Below are 3,089 nucleotides of genomic sequence, written 5' to 3'. Positions count from 1 at the left end.
TGTTAGCTCGACAAAGGTAAATAAATACGTATTTCCGTCCATCCCATCGATTAAAATTTTCTTTAAAAATCCTTCTATTTCTGTAGGATATTGCTTTTTTATCAACTTGCACCAATTTCCATACATTATCTCAACCTTCATTTCTGCATTATGTTGCCAGTAATGATAAGGAGCACACAAAAAATCTTCTTGAAAAAATTCAAAGTTTTTAATTTTATATTGGCCGTTTTCTTTTTGTACTGTATAGTATCCGTAGTAATAACAAAAGCAAGTTCCTTGAATGGTTTCAAACTCAACTAAAAAAGTAATAACATCATTTTGGTGATTTTTCTCAGGAAGCTTAACCATTTTAATTAAATTAATATGAAATATATTATTATAAAGCTTTAAAAATTGCTCATATGATATTTGACTTTGCAAATCCTTTGATAAAAATTGATACGCAATTGGGTAAGGTAACTTTTCCATTCCAATTGTTCCGCAACCAACTTCAGCATGTGCTCCCTGATTTGCCTCCCTTAAAATACTAAAAAAGTTTATAATTGTATTTTCAGAAGTATCTATTAAATCTGGTGGAAGTGAAATTTCTGTTGAATCATCTTTAGAGTATTTCAAAATGATCTCATCCAAATCTTTTATATTGATTGCTGGAAACTTTGAAGGCCTAAAATATTTTTCATTATATTCTTGTTGATTTAATCTTAAAAGCATTCTTAGAGTATCTCTTTTACATTTAAATTGGTCTTTATTAGAGTAAGTTTTAAATAGTTGATATTGAAAATAATAATATGGAATATAACCCCTAAAAAAATCATTCATGTTTTTCTAACTCCTTTAGTGTAAATTCATGCAAAACATAATCTATTTCATCACTACCTGCTAAACAAACCGAAAAATATCTATAGGAAACGGCATTTTGGTGTATATAAATAAATTTATTACATCATATTCGTTTAAATATATACACGTGCCTGTACCTAAAACTATTAAATATTCTCACTCTTCACATCCACCATATATATTTAACCCTTTTGATACATGTATTACTTGAGGCAAACAACTCACTTTCTTTTGGTGGAATCATATTTTAATATTAAGATAATATTTTTAAAGAAGGGGCGAAAAAATGTTGTTTCCTCATTGTATGTTCTGTCCTTTTTATTATAGCTTTTGTAGCCAGATTCAAGCGACTTCCTATAATCCTAATAATAGATTATTTTCAAGTATAAATCTAAAAAGAATTGATTGGAAAATTTGCTTATGTTGCAAATAGCGATTCTAATACTGTATCTGTAATTGATACAAGTAGCAATGCTGTTGTAGATAATATAGGTGTAGGTATCAAAGCCTTTCAAATAGCAATAGCCAATGTTTCTGGATCAATACTTTATTAGGTGATTTGGATAAATATAACAAAAATACCTTTTCTCTTAATAGAAAAGGTATTTTTATGCAATGTTAAATCCTACTTTCTTATACATACTACTTGTGCAAGTTCATGGAGAATTTTTTTCTCTTCTTACTTTGTTTTAAATTTTATAAAAGTATAAAAGCTCATTCCTTCAACATTTACCTCATCTGTGTGTTTATTTTCAGAGCCATTAATATTTTTAAATACAATTTGAATTTTAATATCCTGATTTTCATCTTTAAAGGTCATCTCTTCCTCTTTTGGACTATTATTTCCTCTATTCTTGTGATGAATCTCAGCTACTAACTTCTCTAATTCATTCCTATATATAATTTGACCTTTATATTTAATAAAAATCTCTTTTTTATTATTATCACAGGTAATTGTATAATCTCCATTCACCTGTTGGAATTTTTCAGGGTCATAAATCTCGTATTCTGCAAAATAATCAAAGTCCTTAATATCAATTAAATTTCTTTCCCTATCTAAGTAATGGTCAAAATACTCTCCGTTTCCATAAAACCCTCGGCCTTCATCTATTAAATCAAAACCAAATAAGCTTTTCATATCGCTAGTTTCAAAGTTTTTGGGAAGGTATTTTATATTCTTTAGGTCGTGATATTGATTAAAGTATATAATTATGCCACTGACTTTCTTTTTATCTGATTCTACAAATTCTTTCTTTGGACTTTTAATGCTTCCAGTTTTATCGATCATCTCATATTGTCTTACTATTTGATCAAATCGTTTATTTTGACTAATTTGTGAAATTGAGTAAGCACTCCAAGGTCCTGTAACAGATAAAAATGCTATTATAGCCAAAGATGTAGATAAAAAAATATTTGTAACATCTTTCTTAACTGCATAATAAATCATAACCCAAGTTACCCATGTTCCAACTACTAATACAAAATATCTACTTTCTTTTATCCCATAGGCATTGACTCTTATTCCTATGGCAACAAACAGCATGGTAAGCAATGGAACAATAGCCTTTGGAAAAATAGTTATAAAAGTTCTAATCCATGGGCTTACTTTTCTTAATGGATATATTAAAAAAAGAACAATAGTACTTACTATAGAGTACCAAAGAACTAAATTACCAATAACCCCTTGTGGCAAATGTCTTGTTACAATAAGTTTTCCGAAATAGCTGTATAAAATAATCGTGTATATCGAAAGCAATGGAAGAATTATAAACTGTAGTAAAACACTCAATACTTTAGGATAGCTTTCAAAAGAAGCTTCCTCTCCTCTTCTTGGAACATCAGCTAAAAAAAATGCTGGAGCAAAAATTCCTCCTACTATAAAAGCCATGTCAGCAAAGAATTTACCAGATATATCTGCATCAAAAAGTAAATTTATAGTCGCTAGTATAGCGGCAAGACCTGCATAAAGAATTGCAGAGTATAAATATGTAATAATGAATCGTGTACATAATTTAATTACATAAAGCTCATAATTTTTCTTTCTTCTAAAATATGGTATAATACTAAAAAGCAAATAAAAAGCAATTGTATATGCCACATACCTTGTCATTGACTCCATTTCTACATTTCTTAAAAATAATAGATAATAGACAATTAAAAGAATCGCTATACCTACATATGATAGAATTTGAGTATATTTTTTGATATTTGTGTTTCCTTCGAAAAAAACATCTATAGCTAAGCTTAAT

3 protein-coding genes are annotated in these 3,089 nt (G+C 28.3%); 1 reads left to right on the top strand and 2 read right to left on the bottom strand.

Annotated elements, in window-relative coordinates; translation table 11 throughout:
- On the bottom strand, positions 1-819 hold an 819-nt coding region (locus VLM92_RS05495), incomplete at its 3' end, for a hypothetical protein (RefSeq protein WP_325275350.1).
- A gap of 422 nt (positions 820-1,241) precedes the next feature.
- Between VLM92_RS05495 and VLM92_RS05490 the strand changes: the two genes are divergently transcribed.
- The gene (locus VLM92_RS05490) at positions 1,242-1,394 is read left to right on the top strand and encodes a hypothetical protein (RefSeq protein ID WP_325275349.1); all 153 of its coding nucleotides are present in this window, start codon (positions 1,242-1,244) and stop codon (positions 1,392-1,394) included.
- A gap of 125 nt (positions 1,395-1,519) precedes the next feature.
- On the opposite strand, the gene VLM92_RS05485 is transcribed toward VLM92_RS05490, so the two are convergent.
- Positions 1,520-3,089 (bottom strand): DUF4153 domain-containing protein (locus VLM92_RS05485; protein ID WP_325275348.1); only part of this gene is annotated, 1,570 nt, incomplete at its 5' end.

This window comes from Romboutsia sp., from assembly GCF_035470145.1.
GTDB lineage: Bacteria > Bacillota > Clostridia > Peptostreptococcales > Peptostreptococcaceae > Romboutsia_D.
The sequence above is the reverse complement of the archived record's forward strand: the minus strand, read 5'-3'. Positions and strand labels throughout refer to the sequence as shown.